This window comes from Psychrobacillus sp. INOP01 (assembly GCF_018140925.1).
Lineage (GTDB): Bacteria > Bacillota > Bacilli > Bacillales_A > Planococcaceae > Psychrobacillus.
The window spans coordinates 1,398,310-1,418,677 of sequence record NZ_CP073315.1; the positions used below are offsets into that span (position 1 = coordinate 1,398,310).

Genomic DNA, 20,368 nt, shown 5'->3' on the forward strand with positions numbered 1-20,368 from the left:
TTACAAAATTGTTACACTGTCATTGTTTGTAATAATTACAAAATAATTATTATTCCACAGAAATAAAATATAACAGGAGAGATATTGTGACCCAATATAATTTAGAAGAATTAAAAATATTGAATCAGTTTTTATTTGCATTATTTATCGTTGCCGATTTTGCACTTTTTCTTCATTTTAATAATACTGTTTTTCCTTGGTTCGCACTGTTTGGCGCAGGGATTGGCTTGTCCATTATCGTTGCTTGTTGGACAGGAAAAAAATACTTATGCTTTATCGCAGCTTTATTAGTAAGCACGGCAGTATTTTCAATCGTTTATAATTGGCAAGCTATTGTACATTAATACTTTTTACATAATTGGAGGATTTGAATATGACAGAGCAAGAAAAAAATAATCCTATTTTAGATAAGCGTTCATCTAGACGCACATTTATCAAAAATTCTGGGTTAACTGTAGGTGGTCTTGTTTTAGGAGGAGCCATCGGTTCTTTAGTTGGTGGAAAAACAGAAACTACTACTCATACAAAAACAAGCGGAGCTACTCATACTGCAATCGATTATAGTGATACACGTCAGTTTTTTGTACGTCAAAAAGATTTTGACGCACTTAGCACAGCTGCTGAACTAATTTATCCAGAGGATGAGCAGGGACCAGGTGCTATAACTCTAGGAGCACCTTATTTTATTGATAAACAGTTAGCTAGCCCTTGGGGGATCAGTACGGATGATTATAAAAAAGGTCCTTTCCAACCTGGAGAAGTTCCACTCGACAAAGCTGAGATTATGCTACAGGGGGTTCGCAAGCTAAATGAGGTTGCGGAAAAAGAGCATGATGGAACAGTCTTTAAAGATTTAACGGAAGAGCAACAAATTGTCATCCTTACTTCTTTCCAAGCAGGAGAAGTCGAAATGGACTTAGTAAATTCAGCAGCATTCTTTGCGTTGCTGAGAACCCTTACTTTGCAAGGTTGCTTCTCAGATCCACTTTACGGGGGAAACAAAAACATGGCCGGCTGGAAAATGAAAGAATTCCCAGGAGCTCAAATGTCTTATACATCCTATTTAGAAGAAGAGGAATTTGTATTAATAGAGCCAATCAGTTTAGGCGGACACAAACATTCATAAGTTGAAACAACACGAGGAGGATTACAATGGTTACAAAATTACCTAAAGTTGATGTAGTAACAACAGGTATGGGTTGGACAGGCGGTATTGTTGCTGCTGAACTAACGAAAGCCGGCTACCATGTTGTGGGATTAGAACGTGGAGTAGAAAGATCAATCGAAGATTATTTACATGGTCATGATGAACTAAAATATAATATTCATAAAGAATTAATGCAAAAGTTAACAAAGGATACTATTACATTCCGTAATACATTAAACGACACAGCAAAACCAATACGTGATGAAGGTGCTTTTGTAGTAGGAACAGGTACTGGTGGTGGTGGTGCTCACTGGGGTGGTCAAACATATCGCTATTTCCCATACGATTTTCAAATTCGGAGTAAAACGATTGAAAAATATGGAGAAAGTAAAATACCTTCAGGAGTTACTATTCAAGACTGGGGTATTACTTACGATGAAATCGAACCATATTACTCTAAGTTTGAACAAATGGCTGGTATTTCTGGGGAACCCGATCCATTAGCTGGACATCGTTCAATCGATTACCCAACACCAGCATTAAAAAAATTACCTCAAATGAAAATGTTCCATGAAGCAGCTGAGAAACTTGGGTATCACCCTTTCGTAGTTCCAACAGCAAACGTTTCGCAAAGCTATACAAATCCAGATGGAGAGACGTTAAATGCATGCCAATACTGTGCATTTTGTGGTAACTATGGCTGTGAGTATGGTGCAAAAGCAGACCCAATCGTAACCGTTATCCCAACTGCGAAGAAAACCGGAAACTTTGAACTACGCACAAATTCTATTGTTACTCGTGTATTATACGATGGAACAAAAGCTACTGGGGTTTTATATAAAGATACGAGAACTGGTGAGGAATTCGAACAACCAGCGGACCTTGTTGTTTTAACTAGCTATATCTTTAACAATGTTCGCTTATTATTGTTATCCGGTATTGGTAAACCATATAATCCAAAAACTGGCGAAGGAATTATCGGAAAAAACTATACAGATCACCATACTATTACTGGAGCAATCGGTTATTTTGAAGAGAAGAAATTCAATAGTTACATTGGAACAGGTTCTCTAGGCTCTGCTTTCAATGACTTTAATGCTGATAACTTTGACCACGCTAACCTTGATTTCATCCATGGCGGTCAGATTGAAATGCATTTAATGGGAAATGAACCAATTGCTAATAACCCTGCTCCTTTTGGAACACCGACCTGGGGTAAAGAATTTAAGAAAAACTCTTTGCATTACTTCTACCGAAATGTAACTGTTGTATCCCAAAGAGCTATTTTGCCGCATAAAGATCATTATCTAGATTTAGATCCAACGTATACAGATGATTATGGTGATCCATTAATTCGCGTAACATTCGATTATACTGAGATGGACCATAAACGTAATGAATTTCTAGTAGAAAAATGTAATGAAGTAGTAAAAGAAATGGGAGCCGACATTATCGACACAATCCCAATGGCTGAGCATTTCGGTGGAAGATTCACGTTCCAACATGATGGTGGAGGTGTAATTATGGGAGATAGCCCAGATAACTCTGCTGTCAACAATTACATGCAAATGTGGGATGTAGATAACTTATTCGTTTGTGGAGCGTCGGCATTCCCTCACTTTGGTCCAACGAACCCAACCCCCACTGTTGGCGCTTTAGCTTACCGAGCAGCTGAAGGTATGATCGAGTACTTGAAAAACGGCGGCGGTCCACTAGTTTCTAAAAAATAATACAGTCGCAAGTTTAGAACCATCATTTTTCCACAGAATATGTTATATTAATAACGACTCTATATATAGAAGGAGGAGATTCTATGCCAAACATAGGAGTACCTGGTTTAATACTTGTATTAATTATTGCTTTGATTATCTTTGGTCCATCTAAATTACCTCAACTCGGCAAAGCAGTTGGACAAACGTTAAAAGAATTCAAAACCTCAACTCGAGATATTATAAATGATGAAGAAAAAGATGATAAGAAAGTCGAAGCATCTGAAGTAGATTTAGACAAGAAATAATTTTGGTTGGTCCTGACATCTGTCAAGACCAGCTTTTTTCATATTATATTTGAGTCAATTCATAATAAGGTAATTAGTAATAAACACTCAACACTGACCAAAGTTGATTTTCGCTCCAATCGCTACGCTAGATTTGAAACATGAAAGTACGTTAATAGCTCATAAATACTCGTGTTTTATGAAACAAGTAATAATGAAATTGACTCATTCATTTAACAACCCTTAAAAAGCTAGCTTTTCTTATTGAATCGAAATGAAATGGAATTGGTTTTAAATATTTCTAACAGATTATCAGCGATTTCCTCTGGTGTCTGTATACAACCACCGTTTATCCATTCCAGAATAACTCCGTAAGAACCATACATTTTATACGTATTAAAGTGCTCTAGCACAATGCCCTCATTTGCTTCATTTAAATATGTGATTCCTTCGAATACCTCTTTAAATTTCAAAAAGAATTTTTCTTTAAATCTAGGAATGGTATCTTCCAAGTTTAATAAACTATAAAAATTTCTATTATTATAAAAATGCCTAAAGAAAGTATTGGATGATGGTAAAATTAGGTCATACTCTACAATTTTCGTATCTATAAAAGGTTGATGAAATGCCACTTCTAAACCTTTTAAAATTTCCGCAACCAATTCTTCTGCTATATCTTCCTTATCCTTAAAATGTAAATAGAAGGTGCTTCTATTATAGTCAGCCTTTTCAACGATATCCGTGACCGTTACATTTTTGTATCCTTTTTCTTTCACAAGCTGCACAAAATGCTCCTTTAAGAGATTTTTTGTTCTCCGAATTCTTCGATCCCCCATCGAATGATTTTCTGAATTCATGAGCAATCCCCCTTGTTTTTTATACATAGTAAAAATTATACATGATTAGTCACCCTTGAACCAAACTCTTTGTGAGTGTCCTATATATTCCTAAGTTTGTTGTCTGCTAGATTCATCGATTATTCTGTCCGATTGAATGATTCGACCGATGTTGAGTGTTATTCGACCGATAATATTATATATTCGATCGATTATCACTAACATTTAACCGATTTCTCTCCTTATTCGACCGATTCGCCATTTTCTACAAGAAAACACTGCCAAGATGGCAGTGTTTCATTTTAGTCTACGACGAAATACCTTGCGTCAGGATGAGCAAATACGATAGCAGAAACAGATGCTTCGGGTTCCATCATAAATTCCTCTGTAAGCTCTACTCCAATTACCTCCGGTTTTATAAGGCCAAACAGTTTTGCTTGATCATCTAAATTCGGGCAGGCTGGATAGCCAAAGGAGAAGCGTTGTCCTTGGTATTTTGCAGCAAAACGGTCGCGCATTGTGAAATCCGTTGCATCTGGGAATCCCCATTGGTCTCTAATTTCTTGATGAATGCGTTCGGCAAATCCCTCAGCTAATTCTAGCGCAGTCGCTTGCAGTGCGTGGCTTTCTAAAAATTTTCCTTTGTCTTTTAGTTTTGCTGCTGCAGCACGAACTCCATGTCCTGCAGTTACCAGCATCAACGCAACATAGTCCATTTCCCCACTGTCCACAGGCTTTAAATAATCTGCTAAACAAAGGAATGGCAGGGCGGATTGGCGTGGGAATGTGAATCGCTCGATTACTGTTTTCGCGTCGGTTGGGTCATAGATAATTACATCATCTCCATCCGCTTGCGCAGGGAAAAATTGATATACCCCTTGTGGCTTCAAAATATCCGATTGTAAGTACCCTGTGACTAATTCATGTAACCCAGTTGCACGCTCGTCACTCTCCGCTAATAGTTTTTCACTATACCCTTTTAACCCTAAATGATGACCGATTAGCGTGCGCATATTCACATATGGATGCAAATGGGAGACCGAATAGTCTTTTAATACATGTCTACGAACATCTTTTGGTATATATACCTGAACATCTTCACGTACGGTTTTCACTGGTTTTTCTAAAATGGCTACGGCCTGCTTAGCTGAGCGATTAGCTTCTGCAATTTTTCGTTTTTCCTGTTGAATACCAAGTTCGACTAATAAAGTCTCTTTATCCACTTCATTTTGCAAACGATTGGCAAGGTCAAGTCCCTGCATCGCATCTTTCGCATATAATACTGGGCCATCATATTCTGCCGAAATTTTCGTTTCTGTAAAACGACGAGAAAGTGCTGCTCCACCTACTAGTATAGGCACATCAATACCTGCTTCTTTAAAATCCTGCGCAGTGATGACCATTTGCTGTGCTGATTTTACAAGTAGTCCAGAAAGTCCGATCATATCCGGCTTTTCCTTCCGAATAACCTCTATTAACGTGGCTGGAGTTACTTTAATTCCAACATCGATTACTTTATAACCGTTGTTGCTCAATATAATATCTACAAGATTTTTTCCAATATCATGCACATCGCCTTTAACAGTCGCAAGGACGATTTTACCTTTACCCGAATCATCCTCTTTTTTCTCCATATACTGCTCCAAGTATGCAACAGAGGCTTTCATTACCCCTGCACTTTGAAGAACTTCGGCAACTATTAACTGATTGTCATTAAACAGTCGCCCTACCTCGGCCATACCCTTCATCAATGGACCATTTATGACGTCTAGTGGTGCATCATACATTTGAAGTGCGGCTTCTAAATCTGCGATAAGCCCTTCCTTAGTTCCTTCAATAACGTAATAGGCAAGACGCTCGGGGACAGTTTTTGGAATATCATCCTCAGTCTTTTCTTTCTTTTTGTCCCGGTAAAAATCTGTGAAATCAGCAAGTGTTTGATCAGTCGTTGTAAATAATAGCTCATTAGCCATATCGATTTCCTCTTTAGGAATAGAAGCATATCTTTCAAGCTTTTCTGTATTTACAATTGCGTAATCCAGTCCCGCCTGTGTGCAATGGTATAAGTAGACAGCATTCAATACTTCACGACCAACAGGTGGAAGACCAAATGATACATTACTTACTCCTAAAATAGTTAGAGCTCGTGGCAATTTTTCTTTTATTAGACGAATACCTTCGATCGTTTCTACTGCCGACCCGATATATTGTTGGTCCCCTGTTCCGACTGGGAATACAAGTGGATCAAAAATTATATCCTCAGGCGCAAGTCCCCATTTATTTACTAATAAATCATAAGAACGCTGTGCGATTTCAAGCTTCCGCTGTCTCGTAACAGCCATTCCTAATTCATCGATCGTTCCAACTACTACTGCCGCACCGTATTTTTTCACTAGAGGCATTACTGCTTCAAATCGCTCTTCCCCATCCTCTAAGTTAATCGAGTTAATAATTGTCTTTCCTTGGGAATATTTAAGTGCTACTTCGATTACCTTTTCATCCGTCGAATCAATAACAAGAGGTACTTTAACTTTTTTTACTACTTCTTTCATGAAGTTAGTCATGTCCTCTAGTTCATCACGGTCAGGATTTGCAAGGCAAATATCAATAACATGCGCCCCACCTTTAACCTGTGCTCGCGCAATTTCAGATGCTTCTTCAAACTTTTCATCTACGATTAATCGTTTAAACTTTCGAGAGCCAATTACATTTGTACGCTCCCCGATGAATAACGGACGCATCGATTCATCGTATTGAAGGGGTTCTATACCGGAAACGACGTGCCCTTGACGACGCCCCGTCTCTACCGGTTTCCGCGGAGCAAGATCCTTCACTTCTTCACGTACTGCCCTGATATGAGCAGGAGTCGTGCCACAGCATCCACCTACTACATTCAACCATCCTTTTTCCGCAAAGCCACGGAGCTTTTTAGAAAGTGATTCTGGCGATTCATGATAATGCCCTTCTTCGTCTGGCAAGCCTGCATTTGGATAACAGCTAACATACCCGTCCGATAACTCAGATAGCGACCGAATATGATCTGTCATAAATTCTGGCCCTGTCGCACAATTCAAGCCAACTGAAAGTGGTTTAATATGTTCGATTGAAATATAAAAGGCTTCAATGCTTTGCCCTGCAAGGGTCGTTCCCATTGGTTCGATGGTTCCTGAAATCATAATAGGTAGCTCTTTCTTCAGCACCTCAAATGCCTGTTTGATACCTATTGTTGCAGCTTTAACGTTCAGCATATCCTGGCTTGTTTCCAGTAGGATAACATCTACTCCACCTTCTACTAAAGCCTTCGCCTGCACATAAAAATCGTTAGTAAGTTCATCAAATGTTATACCACCAGTGACCGACAATGTTTTTGTCGTCGGTCCAATTGCCCCTGCTACAAACCGTGGCCAATCAGATGTAGAGAATTCCTTTGCACATGTTTTAGCAAGTTTTGCTGCACAAAAGTTGATATCATGTGCTTGATCACCTAGATCATATTCATTCAATACGACCGGGGTTCCACCAAATGTATTCGTACAAATAATATCAGCACCAGCCGCTAAATATTCACGATGGACTTGTTCAATAACATCCGGTTTAACGATATTTAAATATTCATTACAGCCGTCGTATTCTTCTCCACCGAAATCTTCGGGACTAAGATCCGCATTTTGAATCATCGTTCCCATCGCACCATCAATAATTAGAATTCTCTCATGGAGTTGCTGCTCAATTAGATGTTTGGACATAGCTGAATTCTCTCTCTTTCTTACGATCAATTTCTTGAATATAATGAATTAACTCGAGGGACATATCGTATCTGAAAAATGGCGTAATAATATAAATGCCGTTAAATAGTTCTGCTGCTGTATCAATTAATTCCTTCGATATTTGGATACCTTCTGCAGTAGCACGCTCTCGATCTTCTCCACATAAACGCATACGTTCCAGCACTTCTTCGGACAATTTAATGCCCGGCACTTCATTGTGAAGAAATTCTGAATTTCGACTATTAGTCAGTGGCATAATGCCGATGAAAATAGGAGTCGATAAATGCTTGGTCGCTTCATATATTTCATGAATTTTTTCTTTCGAGTACACAGGTTGTGTGATGAAATAATCCGCTCCACATTCGATTTTCTTCTCTAGTCGCTTCACAGCGCGGTCAAGCACTCGAACATTTGGATTAAACGCGGCAGCTACAGAGAAGTTAGCTTTTTTACGAAGTGACTTTCCTGAGAAAGAAATACCTTCGTTTAATTGTTTTATTAGCTGAAGTAGTTCTAGACTAGAAACATCATAAACACTCGTTGCACCTGGGAAATCACCAATTTTCGTTGGGTCTCCTGTTACAGCAAGAATATCACGAATCCCAAGCGCATCCAGTCCCATTAAATGAGATTGGAGACCGATTAAATTACGGTCACGGCATGTAATATGAGCAAGGGGACGAATATTTTTTTCATACTTTAACATTGAACCCATTGCCATATTGCTAATACGTGGGGAGGCTAATGAATTGTCCGCCATCGTCACTGCATCAACTCCAGTAGCGTATAGCTGTTCCGCACCTTCCATAAACGTTGCCGTATCAAGATGACGAGGGGTGTCTAATTCAACAATAATCGTCCGTTCTGTTTTAGCTTTTTCATGAAGGGGTTGTGTGTTAGTCGGCTTGGCATCTTGAATAATAATAGGCTTTCTTGTCTCTACAACCTTACTAGTAATAGGTATTAAATGACCAATATGTTTTTTCACTGCTTCGATATGCTTTGGTGTCGTCCCACAGCAGCCTCCTATTAAGCGGACTCCCGCATCCCTTAGGTGCAATGCTGCTTTACCGAAATAATCGGCATCGGACTCATAGACAATCCGTCCTTCATCTATATCAAGCAGACTCGCATTCGGATAAGCTGATAGGAATGCTTTTTCTGGAAGCTTTACTCCTTCAAATGCTTGAATTGTATGATGGGGACCTAGTCGACAGTTGACTCCCACGACATTTGCTCCGATTGACTCGAGCTGATGTAGCGCATCATTCAGAGGTAAGCCATTTTGCAAAATACCAGGCTCATGCATAGATACTTGGGCAATGATTGGAATATCAGTTAGTGTACGAAGATGAGTCACAGTAGTCTTTAATTCTTCCAAGTCATAATACGTTTCAAGTAACAAACCATCTGGATCTCCCGCTAACAACTGGATTGCCTGCTGATCGAGTGAATGGATAATCTCCTGAAGCGAGGCATCACTTTTCCGAATTCCTAGAATACCCCCGATCGTACCGAGGACAAATTGATTGCCTGGTGCAGCAGCTTTTTTGGCAATTTGGATTGCCGCTTCATTTATTTCTTTCACTTGGTTTTCTAATCCATAGCGTGCCAGCTTAATGGCATTCGCCCCATACGTATTCGTTTGAATAATATCCGCTCCGGCCGCAATATAGTCTTGATGAATCTTCTCAATAATTTCCGGCTTCTTAATATTCAATTCCTCATTGCAATAGTCAATTCCATACGAATAAAGAAGTGTTCCCATTGCCCCATCCGCTGTCAGTATAGACGTCTGTAATTTCTCTAATAAACCCATTTGTATCCATCCTCTCCCATATAAAAAAGCCTTCCATGAAAAGAAGGCTTTACGAGTATGCAAGATACCACCTTCTCATCTTTCAAACTTTTGCAAAGTCTGCTGGATTTAGCACCTGACCAATTAATTGGCTGGTTGCTGAAGCGTCGTAGGGCCAGTCCCTCGGCTTCTCTTGATAAGAATTTCACTATTCAATTTTCTATTAGACATATCGTACCTTTATTCAACTAAAGCGTCAAGATATGTTTTGAATTTTCTATACACTTCGAGCGAGAAAATAATGATTCGACCGATGTTGAGCGTTATTCAACCGATAATATTATATATTCGACCGATATGACCAACTATTCGACCGATTATCACTCACATTCAACCGATTCTTACTCGTATTCGACCGATTCCTGCTTTTACTTCCACTTCCATGTATAAATTGTGTTTTTACCATTTCCACTTTTCACTAAATTCATTGAGTTTAAGATTCGACAAGCAGATTGTGAAGTATCCAGATGAAGAAATTTCTTACATTGCCGATTCTTAATTGTCTTCCCAATTAAAACAAACCACTCTCGAATCGCTTTCTCATGTGCTAGCCTGTCTACATGACCACAACGCTTACAGTTCCAACCATTCTTCTTTTTCTCTATGCCAAACACTCCACATTTTTCACAGCACACTCCAGTGTGTAAATCATTTGGATGGATGCCCCACCGACTACACATTGGATATGGAAAGTAAGGTTTGTGACTTGTAACGATTTCTTTACTCAATGCATGCATATCATTGCTAGACATACACTGTTTTTCGAGAGGAATTTTACGTAAATAGACAGGAATTGTTTGATGAAGAATAGCATTATATTTTGTGGGAGGTTCTATAACTCTAACTTTGAAGTTTGTTAATACAATTACTCCGTAAATAGGAATTGTCACACTTCGTTGTTTCATCCATTCGTCGAGTAAATAAATATTACGTTCAATCTGTATCTCGGGACTCTCAAATACATCCACTTTACCTTCTTCATTTTCTCTTTCTAATTGATAAGGATTTTCCTTAAAGCTCAACTTCCCTCCTATATTCTTACTCTCTAAAACCACTGCAAAATGCTGCGTCAAAAACACTGTATCAATCTGAAATTTCCCATACGATTCCAAACTTACATCGTGCAACACCACATATTCAAACGGAAATGAATACTTATGAAACACCTCGTCCACTCGAAATTCCCCATGAATCCCTGCCATCGCCAAATGCATTTTCGAACGAATTAATTCCTTCAACTCATGCATCTCTGGCAATCGCCGATCCAATAGTTGCAACCCAAAATAGCTATACTCTTCAGTACGCACTTTCATTATCAATAGATCACCCCATCCGCATCGTATCACAACCTTAATAATTGTAAATTCCACCAAATAAGCAACTATTTCATTTTCCCCATAAAAAAAAGGACCAAAATTAAATTTTGGTCCAAAAACTTATTCAACTATTGAATTTACGATTTTTTCTGCAGTTTCTTTACCGTTTTTAATACAAGCGACAATTCCAACTCCGTAATAAGAACAGCCTGCCAGTACTACGTTTGGCATTGCATCAGTCATTTTAGCTGATAATGATTGAATTGCCTCACCGTGTGCTAAATGATAGTTTGGCATTTGATCGTTCCATTTCGTTACTTCTATTACTTTAGGCTTGCCCGTTAATTTCAAGCTCATTTCAATGTCTTGGAGTGCAACTTCTACTAGCTCGTCCTCCGTCATATTTTTCATGCTCTCGAAGAATGGGCTTGAGCTCTTGTAGAACATACGTACAAGTAATTGATTGTCCTTTGATGTATGTGTCCATTTACGGCTTGTCCACGTGCATGCATTACATTTCACATCACTATTTTCGGACACGATAAAACCAGTGCCCTCTGCTGGAAGCTGCCCGTCTGGTATATCAAAACCAAGATATACACTAATAAGTGATGAATTTTTCAGGCTGTTGAAATCAGTATCCAACTCTTCGTCTTGAAGAATTGCCTGAGCTACATGATGAGGAGTAGCAAGCACTACACTATCTGCTTCAATCGTGTCTCCATTAGTCAATAAAACGATATAACGGCCATCCTTCTTTTCAACTTTCTTCGTTGCCACACCCTTAATTATCGTTGTTTCACTAAGTACTTCCTCTAAGCGGTCAATCAGTGTAGAAAGTCCATTCTGAAAAGAGATAAATTTTTTATTTGCATTAGCTTGAAACTTCGCTTTATTTTCTTCAAGACCCTTAATAATACTGCCATACTTATTTTTGTAATCAATCAAATAAGGCAATGTTGTAGCAATAGTAAGCTTATGTAAATCTCCAGAATACACACCAGATAACACAGGCACAATTTGTTTTTCAACTAATTCTTTCCCTAAGAAATATTCCAAAAATGACCCGACTGAGCTTTCTTTAGTGAAGGTTTCATTTGGTAATTCCAAATCTTTTAATGCTTCTTTTTTCCCTCCTTCTGACACTAGAGTGCTGCTATTTAACGACTCAATACTTGTGGGAATACCGAATACAGTATCTGCCGGAATTGCATGTAACTCATTGTTTGTGTAAATGTATGAAATGCCCGTAGAGTTGTACACCTTTTCATCTTCTAGCTGTAGCTCTTCAATTAATTTTGTGATGGCTTCGTTTCTTGCTACGATTGAATCAGCTCCAACCTCCATAATGAAGTCATCCTCCTGCATCGTATGAATCTTGCCGCCTAAATACTCGTTTGCTTCAACTAATACTAACTCTATATCTAAAGACCTTTCGTTTTTAAGTTTTTGCAAATAATGCATAGTAGAAAGTCCTGTAATTCCCCCACCAATAACCACTACTTTTTTCAACGTAACCACTCCTTATTTCAATTCATACAACTAGTATAAGCGTTTTTGAAAATATCGGATATGATTTACATCACTGCTAGAAGGTAAATTATGTACAAATGGAGAAGTTAGCTCTAATGATATCGTTCAGTAGTAAATCTGTATAGGAGGAGATAATACGGATTCGTTGTCAGTATTACATTTCTAGGTTCTATCATTTTTAGTATTCTTAATCTTAAATAAAAGGACCAATTAGAGGGTCCTTTTATTTGAAAGATATCTCTCATCTAACTTTTTTCTCAACATAAAGATAGGTAGAACTTTTTCATTTGCTACAACTTCTAAAAAAATTCAAATACTTAGTCAAAAACCCTTATATATATATTTAACTTTACATATACTAAAATATAATTTAGTTAAAAATATTGGCTATGTTAAAGGTGCGGGTTGATTTTTCTTAGTTTGTGAAGTGTTACACTTAAACTAACGCAGCAGTTTAGTCGAATAAATAAAATTAGAAAAAAGCGGAACTCTAGTTTGTTTATATTCGTATAATTATTATGATTTGATTATTATGACACTTGAAAGGTGGATTTTTTATGTACAAAGTGAATGGTATAGAAGCTTATGAAGCACATAATCGAACTGAGTTATTAGCAGGTTTAGAGGCAAAATCTGAATATATCCTTATTAAAGGAGACTATTATAAAGAAGTAAGAAAGATTATGGATACTCATCTTCCAGAGAACGAAAGTATAGGAGTGGCATTAGGAAGCGCAGGTGTGTTATCAATTCTTAATTATGCAATAGATGCAGTAAGAAATTCATTCAGTAATGCAGATAAAATGGATAAAAAAATTGACAGAAAGTTAAATTCATTCAAGGTTAAAAAGATTACAGATGATGGTTTATTATTGAGCTTAAAGCAGTTAGATTATTAGAACTTGCATACATAGAACTATTTTTGATAGTTCTATGTGAATAAATACACTTAAACAAACGGGTGCTTTAGTAAAAACATACACCAAAGTAAAATGAGCGTGGAGATATATTTTCCAGCTCATTTTTTTATGTGCATTTCAAATCAACCTTTGCCTTTAACATAGCCAAAATATTTTATTAATTGGAGGGTATAGGAAATGAGCCTTTTAGATATTTATTTACAAAAAAACGGGAAGAAACGGTACGATGTATTCAAAAAAACGGGAATAAGTCAGCAAATGCTCGCAAGTGTAAACAAAAAAGATATAAGCAGTTATTCAGTTAAGACGATACAGGCAATCGCAAAAACAGTAGAGAAGAGTGTAGGTACTGTCTTAGAAGAGTTAGTACGGTTAGAACAAGAAAATGCATACTTTGAAGCATTTAATGTAGATGACTTACTATTAGCTTTAAAATAAAGAAACTTATATTGTAATCAAGGGTGAATATAAAAAGGAAATAGATCAATTTGCTGAAGCCCAGCTTTCAGAAACAGAAACTTTAAGGTTGGAATTAGGTTCTGCTGGAACAGTAACAATTTTAGCAGAAGCGATTTTTCAATTAGCAAACCTATTCAGTAATAAAGATGCTGAGCAAAAGAAAATTGAAAGCCAAATCCGTAAGTACAAAATAAAAAAAATTAATGAAAATGAACTACTATTGTATTTGCGTCAATTAGATTATTAATTTTTCTGTAGCATGCCTTTATTTTCTCCTGAATGCTCTATTCTACTAAAGCGCCTTGTTAGTAGAGGAAGTGTTACTTTTTAAGCTATCTAACAAAACATAGCCAAATATAACCCCAGCTATTGATGTGAATGTTATATCTCCTAACAACATAACCGCATTTGAAAACAACAAGTTAGTTCCGTAAGCAATAGCAAGAAGTGGAATCATTGCTATATAGAGAGATGGGATTCCAATTACGATGACCTTAATCCAATCAAACGACCATCTCTTTTTATCTTTAATTTCTAAAATCAATTTAGGTAATCGTAACAACATTCCAATAAAAATAGAGAAAAAACTTGCAAATGTTATATACGGTTTAAGATCAAATATAATTGCAGATTTTTCTCTTAATCTCATTTGATAATCCATACCAAAATAAAAAATAAATCCAATTACTACTGTGGAAAAGAAAATAAATAAAAACCTTTTCATTCTAGCTCCTCCTTCATTTTTGTACTTAAGCTACTTACCTTTTAAAACAGAAAAGGATAGACAAGCATATCAAAGTGCTATCTATCCCGTTTATTATATTTTTTTTAGCACAGCACGTATGGGACTTCCATCTGCTCCTTCAATTTTCAAGGGTAGAGCGATTAAATCGTAATCACCAGGCTCCACATTTTCCAACAAGAGATTTTCTATAATATGCACATCATTATTAAACAGGGAATGATGGGCTAATAGCTCCTTACTTTCTATATCATCAACTGATGGTTGATCCGTGCCGATTAGAAAAATACCCCTTTCCTTTAAAAAGGGTCCAATATTCTCCTTCAAAATATTAATCTTTTCAGGAAATTTTTCAGGTGATGCAGTGTTCGTCGTTTTTAAAAGTAAACGCTCTACACCCGTTAAATCAAATCCTTCTAATTCCTCTCTGCCAATTTCAGTGGCACCAACGACACTCACCACTTTTGCACGTCCAATATACATATTCACGTCAAGCATATCTAGTGTTTTTCCTTCACTTACATAGTGAAATGGTGCATCTGCATGAGTTCCAGTATGCAAACTTGCTTTAATCGTCCCAACATTTGCAGCACCACCCTCTTCCTTTGTAGCGGTTAGTTCATATGCAAACGGAGTATCCCCTGGCCATGTTGCTATTCTAGTAGAAATAGTTTGTGTAATATCAATCCATTCTTTGTTCATTTTCCTAACCTCCCCTATAAAGTGAAACTTCAATCAGTGGGGATTCATCTCACTGATTGTTAGTTGAACCATTCGGGCATTTACGGGCAGTTGATCTCCCACAAATACTTTAGTTCTTTGGCTGAGCATTACAGTGTGGGATTTTACTGCCCGTTAATGCGGGATAAATTGGTACGCAAATCCCAAAGCTCTGGAAAGAAACGATGGTCTAATACATGTCGTAAGTAGTTCACACCAGATGATCCTCCAGTGCCCTTTTTAAATCCTATAATTCTTTCTACTGTTTTCATATGACGGAAGCGCCACTGCTGAAGCCAGTCCTCCACATCTACTAACTTTTCTGCTAATTGATACAAATTCCAGTGTTGATCGACATTCTGATAAACTTCCTTCCATGCATTTGCCACAGATTCATCCCCAACATACGTAATGGAATAATCTCGATTCAATAAATCAGGATTTATCGGAAACCCTGCTCTCGACAAAGCTTGAATCGAAACATCATAGATACTCGGTGCATAAAAGGCAACTTTTAAATCCTCATACAATTCTTTCTCTTGCTCATAAATCTTTAGTATATGCTTCGTTTTATAGCCAAGTGCAAATTCGATTTGTCGGTATTGAAAAGATTGAAAGCCAGACGCCTTACCTAGCTTATCTCGAAACTCTAAATACTCGGCAGGGGTTAATGTTGAAAGAACATCCCATGCCTGAATAATTTGTGTTTGAATTTTCGTGACTCGCGCTAGCATTTTAAAGGCTGCTTGCATTTTATCCGCTTGAATTGCATGAATTGCACTAGTCAACTCATGCAATATAAGCTTCATCCAAAGTTCACTAACCTGGTGGATAATAATGAAAAGCATTTCATCATGATGTCCAGATAACCTTTTTTGACTGGACAATAAATTATCCAGTTGCAAGTATTCACCATACGTCATATCTTCTCGAAAATCTGTGTGGATTCCACTTTCCTTTATATCTTCTGGCATGCTATCCCTCCTAATTTAAGCAACAACATCACGTTTATTTTCATATTTTTTATAAAGCTCTTCCTCCATAATCATCTTTAAAATCTGCACAGTCTTCCACACATCCTCAAACGAGTTATACAGTGCAACTGGCGCTAGACGAATGCCGTTTGGTGAACGAAAATCAGGAATGACTTGGTGCACTTTTAATGCTTTGCATATACGAGCTGCCTCTTCATGTACTAAAAAGATATGTCCTCCTCGCTTCACCGATTCACGTGGATTGGCAATTACAAAATTATATTCACCTAACACCAACTCGATTAACGTCATCATATAATCTGTCAGCTTCAACGACTTCTCACGAATAGCATCAATTCCAACCTCTTCAAACATTTTCAGCGAACCAAGTAGCGGAGCACTGCTTAGAATATTTGGAGTTCCAATTTGATAGGCACTGGCATCAGCCGCTGGAATCATATGGGTAGATAAATCGAACTGTTTCTCCTTATCTGAGCCGAACCACCCTGCAAGTCCAGGCTTTCCTCCAAAATGCTTACGGTTTACATATAAGCCCCCTGTTGCTCCAGGTCCACCATTCACATGCTTGTAGTTACACCAAAAAGCAAAATCTACATCCCATTTATCCAGTTCATGTGGTACAGAGCCAATCGAATGACATAAATCAAAACCAATAATAATATTTCGCTCATGCGCGGCCTTGGTAAGCATCTCAATATCTAATACCTGACCACTTCGATATAGCACACTAGGTAGTACTATTAAAGCCACATCATCCGTCATTGCCTTTATAATATCTTCCTCCTGTAAAGTAAAGCCATCACGACTTTTTACCAGTTTCATATTTTCCTCAGCATCAAATCCATGCAACGCTAGCTGACTACTAATTGCATATAAATCGGATGGAAAATTTAGTTCATCCGCTACTATTTTCGTACGTACTCCTTCTGGTCGATAAAAGCTAGCTACTAATTGATGTAGGTTTGCCGTTGTAGAGCCTGTTATGATAATTTCATCCTTTAAAGCACCCACCAGAGGAGCACACATCTCACTTAAAGTTTCTGGGAAGTAAAACCATGGATGCTCCCCTTGTGTCCATCCGTCTATTCCGTATTGTTTCCATGAATCTAGTAACGTCAATACTGACTTTTCTGCTCGCTTAGATAGTAATCCCAGTGAATTTCCATCCATATAAATGATATTCCGTTGGATATAAAATTCATCTCGATACATCCCCAAAGCATCTTGATCATCTAATTTTTTCGCATATTCCAACATGGTATTCTTCATCTAAAACATCACCAGCCTATTAAAAACTAAATTTTCATTCTATTTACATAAATCATATGTTTTAAGAGAACAAGTGTCAATGAATGAAAGAGTAATTTGGCAAACGTTGAATTATATAATTCAGTGGAAGTAATTTTGTTTCTGCTAGAAAGAGCCGCCAATCCGCAAAAACATATGGCATATATAGTAATGATGCATTCCCTTCCATGTCCATGTATTAAAGAATTTATATCTAAGTTAATTAAATGCTATGAAAGCAATTTTAATCCTACGGCTGCACCTAACACCATTGCGATAAATATAATACGCTTCCAATCTTTTGATTCATTGTAAAAAAGCATCCCTATTATGGCGCCTCCTGAAGCACCAATTCCCGTCCAAATTGCATAAGCCGTTCCCATAGGCAATGTCTTCATCGCAAAGGCGAGAAAGCAAAAGCTTGCACCAAAGCCAATGAATAGTAGAACGGCTGATTGCCAGTTCCTATCCTTATGCAACTTGTTTATCATTGCAACTCCAAACATTTCAAACAACCCTGCAATAATTAAAGAAATCCATGCCATCAAGATTCCACTCCTTTTTCCTGCTTATCATCTGTCACTAATTTCAAACCTATTACACCTGCCAATAATATTAAAATCATTAAGATCTTAGCTACTTGAAAAGATTCCCCAAAAAAGATAATTTCCGATAAAACCGTTCCCCCTGTGCCCATTCCTACAAAGACAGCATAAACCGTTCCTACAGGCAGTTTCCTCCCAGCCATAATCATGAGGTAAAAGCTAATAATTATAGCAAGAACAGTTCCTGTCCAAGTCCAGCCGTCATCAGCATGTTTTAACCCAATCACCCAAAAAACTTCAAAAAATGCTGCCACGTAAACTTTAATCCACTCGATTTTCATCCTAATAATGCCTCCTATTCATATTTTTATATAAAAAAAGCCTGGAAGAAAACTGTTAAACAGTTTCTCCCAGGCTTTTATCCTTCCGTGACACAGCAAAGCTGCGAGTTTTCTCTCGGACCAGGCCAACCCCAATGGTTGCGGAACCCTAGAAAACATTTTTAATATCCAGTTAGCTAAAATTATACACAAACTTAAAAATAATTCAATTAAAAACATTCGAAGTAACGGTGGGGATTGCATTAAATTGGTAACATGGTCTAATAGAATAAGTATTGTAAACAAAAAAAGAGTAATCACTATTCAAGCAATTACTCCTCTAATTTTCAATTCATCTTCAAATCTGTTAACACGATGACATTGGGATGATTGCAAAGTCTTGTAACTGGAATATCCTCCGTTACATCTCCTTTTATCAACGCTTCAATGGCAGTTCTTTTCTCTTCTCCTACCGCTATTAAAAGAATGCATTTTGCTCTCATTATAGAGGCAATCCCCATCGTAATGGCTTGCTTTGGAACCTCATCCATTGTGTCAAAAAATCTTGCGTTTGCAGATCTTGTGGAAACTGTTAATTCGACCACATCTGTTTCACTTTGGAAGGACGTACCTGGTTCATTGAAACCTATATGGCCGTTCAATCCGACACCAAGTAATTGCATATCGACGGTTAGTGATTTTAACAAGTTTTCATATCTCAACGCTTCGGCATGTACATCTTCTGCTACTCCATTTGGAATATATGTATCTTTAAATGGTTTTGCTTCAAAGAGATGCTGTTGCATAAACGTATAGTAGCTTTCGGGATGTCCTTGTGGAATTCCCACATACTCGTCCAAATTCACACTCTTACAATTAGAAAAATCCAAAGAACTATTTCGTAGTTTTTCATATAGCGGTATCATAGTCCCGCCCGTTGCCAATCCAAATGTACTTGCACCATTCTCTAATTCTGTTGAAAAGATTTCTTGTGCACGACTATATAATGCATCCTTATCTTCCCATACTTCTAAATTTAATGTCATTACTAAACCCACCTTTTTCCCTTAATTGCACTCAATCGTTAAATACTAGCATGCTTCGCCTATTTAAATTATAAGTTAGTGAAATTATCATTATATTCAATTTGAACATTTGATGCAAATGGAGAAGCCACTGACACTAATAATTACTCAATTAAAATCAATTCGATTCTTATATTTCTCCATCAAAGCTTCATTATGAAGGTGGCTATCCGATAGATTTGCGCTTTTAAAAACAGGCATTTCTTCTGCCTCCTTACTTATCTCCACGATTACTTGACATATGAGTGCATTGAGAAGTGCAGCACCAACAACTGTGGATGCCGGTCCATATTGCAGTCCCTTGTTACTTAATAGACCATCACCAACAGGGACATGTGTATTTAATACGATATCAACAACTTCCTCAAGTCGTTTTCCACTTGCATGACGACCTTCCTGATCACTGTACAATAAAGACTGAAGTGAAATGACCAAGATCCCAGCTTCCTTTCCCAAGTAAGCCATATCTATTGGTGCTGGATTGCGACCAGAAGTAGAAATAACGATCAAAATGTCATTTGGTTCAAAGCTTATTTGATCCTTATTTTGCCCGATGAATGTAGGATCTTTCTCGTTCTGTGAAGAAGTCAGTGCTCCTTTATGTAGCATTAAAGGTTCTAACGTAATGGGAGCAACCGGCACTAACCCACCCGCCCGGTAATATGCTTCCTGAGCCAAAAGATGAGAATGTCCGCATCCAAACAATTGTATTATTCCACCCTTTTTAATGCGGTCTACCATTAACTTAGAAGCATACTCTATATTCTCATTTTCTTGTTCTGCAACTTGTTCTAGTAATATATTTATTTCCTTCCAATAGGACTGCATTTGATCACCTCAAA

20 protein-coding genes and 2 riboswitches are annotated in these 20,368 nt (G+C 37.5%); of the genes, 7 read left to right on the top strand and 13 right to left on the bottom strand.

The window, feature by feature from the left end; all coding sequences use genetic code 11:
* The first annotated feature begins 86 nt into the window (after positions 1-86).
* The 4 genes from KD050_RS07045 to tatA all read left to right on the top strand — a co-directional run bounded on the left by KD050_RS07045 (position 87) and on the right by tatA (position 3,164).
* Positions 87-344, top strand: a complete 258-nt coding sequence (locus tag KD050_RS07045) for a hypothetical protein (protein ID WP_211895486.1) — start codon at positions 87-89, stop codon at positions 342-344.
* Between the two features lie 29 nt (positions 345-373).
* Positions 374-1,126 (top strand): gluconate 2-dehydrogenase subunit 3 family protein, encoded by a 753-nt coding sequence (locus KD050_RS07050; RefSeq protein WP_211895487.1) that lies wholly within the window; start codon positions 374-376, stop codon positions 1,124-1,126.
* Positions 1,127-1,152: 26 nt separating this feature from the next.
* Positions 1,153-2,877: a GMC family oxidoreductase gene (locus KD050_RS07055; protein ID WP_211895488.1), complete on the top strand. Its 1,725-nt coding sequence runs from the start codon at positions 1,153-1,155 to the stop codon at positions 2,875-2,877.
* A gap of 83 nt (positions 2,878-2,960) precedes the next feature.
* On the top strand, positions 2,961-3,164 hold the full coding sequence (tatA, locus tag KD050_RS07060; protein WP_211895489.1) for a twin-arginine translocase TatA/TatE family subunit: 204 nt from the start codon (positions 2,961-2,963) through the stop codon (positions 3,162-3,164).
* A 230-nt stretch (positions 3,165-3,394) separates the two neighbouring features.
* Here the strand turns inward: tatA and KD050_RS07065 are convergent, their stop codons facing one another.
* The 5 genes from KD050_RS07065 to KD050_RS07085 all read right to left on the bottom strand — a co-directional run bounded on the left by KD050_RS07065 (position 3,395) and on the right by KD050_RS07085 (position 12,432).
* Positions 3,395-4,000 carry a TetR/AcrR family transcriptional regulator gene (locus tag KD050_RS07065; protein WP_211895490.1) on the bottom strand — a complete coding sequence of 202 codons (606 nt, stop codon included), beginning with the start codon at positions 3,998-4,000 and terminating at the stop codon, positions 3,395-3,397.
* Positions 4,001-4,281: 281 nt separating this feature from the next.
* The gene (metH, locus tag KD050_RS07070) at positions 4,282-7,725 is read right to left on the bottom strand and encodes a methionine synthase (protein ID WP_211895491.1); all 3,444 of its coding nucleotides are present in this window, start codon (positions 7,723-7,725) and stop codon (positions 4,282-4,284) included.
* Positions 7,706-9,565 (bottom strand): bifunctional homocysteine S-methyltransferase/methylenetetrahydrofolate reductase, encoded by a 1,860-nt coding sequence (locus KD050_RS07075; protein ID WP_211895492.1) that lies wholly within the window; start codon positions 9,563-9,565, stop codon positions 7,706-7,708. The genes metH and KD050_RS07075 overlap by 20 nt, the downstream gene beginning before the upstream one ends.
* 72 nt (positions 9,566-9,637) lie before the next feature.
* Positions 9,638-9,747, bottom strand: a riboswitch (SAM riboswitch).
* 225 nt (positions 9,748-9,972) lie between these two features.
* A complete protein-coding gene (locus KD050_RS07080) occupies positions 9,973-10,917 on the bottom strand; it encodes a nuclease-related domain-containing protein (RefSeq protein WP_235753976.1) in 945 nt (314 codons plus the stop codon).
* 123 nt (positions 10,918-11,040) lie between these two features.
* Positions 11,041-12,432: a protoporphyrinogen oxidase gene (locus tag KD050_RS07085; protein WP_211895494.1), complete on the bottom strand. Its 1,392-nt coding sequence runs from the start codon at positions 12,430-12,432 to the stop codon at positions 11,041-11,043.
* A gap of 578 nt (positions 12,433-13,010) precedes the next feature.
* Here KD050_RS07085 and KD050_RS07090 point away from each other — a divergent pair.
* The 3 genes from KD050_RS07090 to KD050_RS07100 all read left to right on the top strand — a co-directional run bounded on the left by KD050_RS07090 (position 13,011) and on the right by KD050_RS07100 (position 14,079).
* A complete protein-coding gene (locus tag KD050_RS07090) occupies positions 13,011-13,352 on the top strand; it encodes a hypothetical protein (protein WP_211895495.1) in 342 nt (113 codons plus the stop codon).
* A gap of 198 nt (positions 13,353-13,550) precedes the next feature.
* The gene (locus KD050_RS07095) at positions 13,551-13,811 is read left to right on the top strand and encodes a helix-turn-helix domain-containing protein (protein ID WP_211895496.1); all 261 of its coding nucleotides are present in this window, start codon (positions 13,551-13,553) and stop codon (positions 13,809-13,811) included.
* A gap of 88 nt (positions 13,812-13,899) precedes the next feature.
* Positions 13,900-14,079 (top strand): hypothetical protein, encoded by a 180-nt coding sequence (locus KD050_RS07100; RefSeq protein ID WP_211895497.1) that lies wholly within the window; start codon positions 13,900-13,902, stop codon positions 14,077-14,079.
* 45 nt (positions 14,080-14,124) lie between these two features.
* Here the strand turns inward: KD050_RS07100 and KD050_RS07105 are convergent, their stop codons facing one another.
* The 8 genes from KD050_RS07105 to KD050_RS07140 all read right to left on the bottom strand — a co-directional run bounded on the left by KD050_RS07105 (position 14,125) and on the right by KD050_RS07140 (position 20,354).
* On the bottom strand, positions 14,125-14,556 hold the full coding sequence (locus KD050_RS07105; protein ID WP_211895498.1) for a hypothetical protein: 432 nt from the start codon (positions 14,554-14,556) through the stop codon (positions 14,125-14,127).
* Positions 14,557-14,649: 93 nt separating this feature from the next.
* The gene (kynB, locus tag KD050_RS07110; RefSeq protein ID WP_211895499.1) at positions 14,650-15,276 is read right to left on the bottom strand and encodes an arylformamidase; all 627 of its coding nucleotides are present in this window, start codon (positions 15,274-15,276) and stop codon (positions 14,650-14,652) included.
* Between the two features lie 143 nt (positions 15,277-15,419).
* Positions 15,420-16,268 carry a tryptophan 2,3-dioxygenase gene (gene kynA / locus KD050_RS07115; RefSeq protein WP_211895500.1) on the bottom strand — a complete coding sequence of 283 codons (849 nt, stop codon included), beginning with the start codon at positions 16,266-16,268 and terminating at the stop codon, positions 15,420-15,422.
* 15 nt (positions 16,269-16,283) lie between these two features.
* Entirely contained in the window at positions 16,284-17,558 is a 1,275-nt protein-coding gene (gene kynU, locus KD050_RS07120) for a kynureninase (protein WP_211895501.1), read from the bottom strand.
* Positions 17,559-17,806: 248 nt separating this feature from the next.
* On the bottom strand, positions 17,807-18,121 hold the full coding sequence (locus tag KD050_RS07125) for a DMT family transporter (protein WP_211895502.1): 315 nt from the start codon (positions 18,119-18,121) through the stop codon (positions 17,807-17,809).
* On the bottom strand, positions 18,121-18,462 hold the full coding sequence (locus tag KD050_RS07130) for a DMT family transporter (RefSeq protein ID WP_305080239.1): 342 nt from the start codon (positions 18,460-18,462) through the stop codon (positions 18,121-18,123). Before KD050_RS07130 ends, KD050_RS07125 begins: the two co-directional genes overlap by 1 nt.
* A gap of 64 nt (positions 18,463-18,526) precedes the next feature.
* A riboswitch (guanidine-I (ykkC/yxkD leader) is annotated at positions 18,527-18,625 on the bottom strand.
* Between the two features lie 163 nt (positions 18,626-18,788).
* Positions 18,789-19,487, bottom strand: coding sequence for a glucosamine-6-phosphate deaminase (locus KD050_RS07135; RefSeq protein ID WP_211895503.1), 699 nt, complete (start codon positions 19,485-19,487; stop codon positions 18,789-18,791).
* Positions 19,488-19,634: 147 nt separating this feature from the next.
* Positions 19,635-20,354, bottom strand: a complete 720-nt coding sequence (locus KD050_RS07140) for a sugar isomerase domain-containing protein (RefSeq protein ID WP_211895504.1) — start codon at positions 20,352-20,354, stop codon at positions 19,635-19,637.
* Positions 20,355-20,368: the final 14 nt, after the last annotated feature.